This window comes from Pediococcus parvulus, from assembly GCF_007990205.1.
GTDB classification, from domain to species: Bacteria; Bacillota; Bacilli; order Lactobacillales; family Lactobacillaceae; genus Pediococcus; species Pediococcus parvulus.
This window is the reverse complement of sequence record NZ_BJWE01000072.1, coordinates 1-3,730: the sequence shown is the minus strand read 5'-3', so window position 1 is coordinate 3,730 and position 3,730 is coordinate 1. Positions and strand designations below refer to the sequence as shown.

3 protein-coding genes are annotated in these 3,730 nt (G+C 39.4%); 2 read left to right on the top strand and 1 reads right to left on the bottom strand.

The genetic code is table 11. The features are described 5' to 3' along the window. Window positions 1–272: 272 nt before the first annotated feature. Complete coding sequence (locus tag PPA04_RS09200) at window positions 273–458, bottom strand: PspC domain-containing protein (RefSeq protein WP_057784560.1); 186 nt, start codon at window positions 456–458, stop codon at window positions 273–275. Window positions 459–702: 244 nt separating this feature from the next. Here PPA04_RS09200 and PPA04_RS09195 point away from each other — a divergent pair, with 244 nt between their 5' ends. Together PPA04_RS09195 and PPA04_RS09190 are read left to right on the top strand one after the other, a co-directional pair. Further along, window positions 703–2,331, top strand: a complete 1,629-nt coding sequence (locus PPA04_RS09195) for a malolactic enzyme (RefSeq protein WP_057784561.1) — start codon at window positions 703–705, stop codon at window positions 2,329–2,331. 33 nt (window positions 2,332–2,364) lie between these two features. Continuing rightward, a complete protein-coding gene (locus tag PPA04_RS09190; protein WP_057784562.1) occupies window positions 2,365–3,330 on the top strand; it encodes an AEC family transporter in 966 nt (321 codons plus the stop codon). Window positions 3,331–3,730 lie beyond the last annotated feature (400 nt).

Here is a 3,730-nt window from a genome sequence, read left to right as displayed (position 1 = left end):
CCCTTATTTAGTAAAAGTAAACCCGTCTCAATCCGCTCACTATATTAGGACAGCTCCTGAAAACATGACTATACTCATAAGCATGCCTAGCGCCGGACTTCATCCTGCTGACGGCACACTTATGAGTATAGTCATGGACGTTTTCATCCGCTCACTAAATTAGGACAGCTCCTTAAGACACACTTTTACTAAATAAGCACACTTCCAGCGGGGAATTCTCCCCGCATCCAGTGCCCTTATTTAGTAAAAGTAAACCCGTCTCAATCCGCTCACTAATTTTTTTCCGGCATCACCCATGCCGCCACAATGTACAAAATAATACATGGGAAAAATCCTGGGATTGAAATTGCCGCGTAAAGTACTCGTGCCAATGTCTTATCTATTCCCATATATTCTGCAAAGCCACCAACTACCCCTGCAATCATCTTATCTGATGATTTTGTTAGTTTTTTACTCATAATTATTCCTCCTCCTATTTTTCCGGTCTATTTCTTTACTATTTTTATTATAACTTTTTGGACTATTAAATCCCATCTAAAAGTCCTAAAAAACTTTAATAATGGTCAGCCGTGATGCTCTTAGGCTTTTCACAAAGCTTATTAGATTTTTTAATACATTCTTAAAGATTTGACTATAGTTTTTTGAGGCGTGTATAGTGACCCTTCGTTGAGAACAGAAAGTAAGTAACTGGAGGTTATGAATATGACAAAAAGTCCTGTAGAAATTTTAAATAATCCTTTTGAAAATAAAGGTACCGCGTTTACTGAAAAAGAGCGTCAATCACTTGGTTTGGTTGGTTTATTACCACCTTATGTCCAAACCTTGGATGATCAAGCTAAACAAACTTATGCCCAATTACAAACAAAAACTAGTGATTTAGAAAAACGGATTTTCTTAATGGAAATCTTCAACGAGAATCGTGTTTTGTTTTACAAATTGTTTAGTCAACACGTTGTCGAGTTCATGCCAATTGTGTATGATCCAACGATCGCCGACACCATCGAAAATTACAGTGATTTATTTATTCAATCACAAAATGCCGTTTTCTTGTCAATCGATGATCCTGACAGCATGAAAGCTTCATTGAAGAATGCCGCTGATGGTCGCGATATTCGTTTGATCGTGGTAACCGATGCTGAAGGAATCTTAGGCATTGGCGACTGGGGCACAAACGGGGTTGATATCTCGGTTGGTAAACTCATGGTTTATACCGCTGCTGCTGGTATCGATCCAAGCCAAGTCATGCCTGTTGTGCTTGATGTAGGTACTAACAATCAAGATTTGTTAAAGAATCCTATGTACCTTGGTAATCGTCACGAACGTATTACTGGCGATCGTTATTACAAATTTGTTGATCAGTTTGTTAATACTGCTGAAGACTTATTCCCTAAGTTGTACTTGCATTTTGAAGATTTTGGCCGTGATAATGCTGCTAATATCTTGAATAAGTATAAGGACCAAATCACCACATTTAATGATGATATTCAGGGAACTGGAATCATTGTGTTAGCTGGGATTCTTGGTGCTTTGAATATTTCAAAACAAAAGATGACTGATCAAGTTTACTTGTCATACGGAGCAGGAACTGCCGGTGCCGGTATTACGAAGCGAATTTACGACGAGTTCTTGCAACAAGGTTTATCCGCAGAAGAAGCTAAGAAACACTTCTACATGGTAGACAAACAAGGTTTATTGTTTGATGATGACCAAACTTTGACACCAGAACAAAAACCATTTGCACGTTCACGTTCAGAATTTGCCAATGCTGATGAATTAACAACGCTTGAAGCTGCTGTTAAAGCCATTCACCCAACCATTTTGGTGGGAACATCAACTCAACCAGGGACCTTTACGGAAGCTGTTGTGAAAGAAATGGCTGCTCATACTGACCGTCCAATTATCTTTCCATTATCAAATCCAACAAAGCTTGCAGAAGCAAAGGCTGAAGATTTGATCAAGTGGAGTGATGGTAAGGCTTTGGTTGCAACTGGAATTCCAGCCGCAGACGTTGCCTACAATGGTGTTACTTACCAAATCGGTCAGGCTAACAATGCGTTAGTTTATCCTGGATTAGGTTTAGGTGTCATTGCTTCAACTGCAAAAGTATTAAATGATGAAATGATCTCACAAGCTGCTCATTCATTAGGTGGTATTGTGGATGGTAACAAACCAGGAGCAGCTGTTTTACCTCCTGTTTCCAAACTTGATCAATTCTCGTTTACAGTAGCAAAGGCCGTTGCTCAAAGTGCTGTGGATCAAAAATTGAATCAGGAATCTATTTCAGATGTTGATAAGGCTATTAACGATGTGAAATGGGAACCTAAGTATTAAAAATAAAAGAATTTAAGTAGAGGAAGGATTATCATGGCTTTTATAACTTCTGTTGAAAGTATTGTGACAATTTTACTAATGATGGCCCTAGGTTATTTACTCCGCCGAATTGGCTGGTTTGATGATAACTTTAGTGGCAGCATCTCAAAATTGATTATGAATGTGGCTTTACCAGCTTCAATCTTTGTATCTGTAATGAAGTACCTAACTTTGAATAAATTAATTAGTCTTTCGAGTGGCTTAATTTATTCATTTGGTGGGGTCATTATTGGCTACATCATCGCTTGGTTGGCCGTAAAGGTTTTGCGAGTGCGTCCAGGACGGCGTGGAATTTTTATGAATACCGTTGTGAATGCGAACACCATTTTTATTGGGCTACCTTTAAATATTGCGTTGTTTGGATCAGTTAGTTTGCCATATTTCTTGGTTTATTATGTTACTAATACCGTTTCGACTTGGGCATTTGGTGTGTTCTTGATTTCAAACGATGATCCAACGAAGAAGAAGGGTGAAAAAGGTTCTGGTAACTTTAACTGGAAGAAACTTTTGCCACCCCCATTGTTGGGATTCTTGGTCGCGTTAGTTTGGTTGGTTTTGAGTTTGCCAGTACCAGATTGGGCAAATAATACTTTAAGTTATGTAGGTAATTTGGTCACACCATTATCTTTGATTTATATTGGGATTGTGTTGGCGGATGCTGGTTTGAAGAGTATTAATTTTGATAAGGATACGATTTTTGCGTTGTTGGGTCGATTTGTGTTGTCACCAATTGTGATCACGATGTTGATTATGTGGGGAGCAAGTATGGGGCATGCAATTCCAACGATGGAAATGCAGACGTTGATTGTGCAGGCGGCGGCACCAGGTTTGGCGGTAATGCCAATATTGGCGAACGAGTCGCATGGTGATGTGAAGTTTGCGACAAACTTGGTAACGACAAGTACAATTTTGTTTATAGTGGTTGTGCCGATTGTGATGAGTTTGATTCAGTTTGTATAAAAAAGAGTGTTAAAGAGAGCGGTAGTTTCTGAGCATTAGCATAGATAGTCGAATGATTCGGGTTAGGAATCGTTTGACTATCGTAGCTACTACTCCACACGCAGGGATGGTTATTAGCCCAAAAACGCTAATAACCAATTATGTTCCGGACGTTGACCATTCTTGTGGCCGAGGTTCAGACCGCAAGAACTGGCATGCGGAGGAAACTGCTCTCTTTAATAACGTTTCGGCTATAAAAAATTAAAACGCATAGAAAGGGCAATGATTCGGGTTAGGAATCGTTGCCCTTTCGTAGCTAAGCGGAAGAAGCTGCCTTTTTAAACACGTTTCGGCAATAAAGCATGAAACGGTCTTCGAACCCCAATGATTCGAGTTAGGAATCGTTTGACTATCGTAGCTA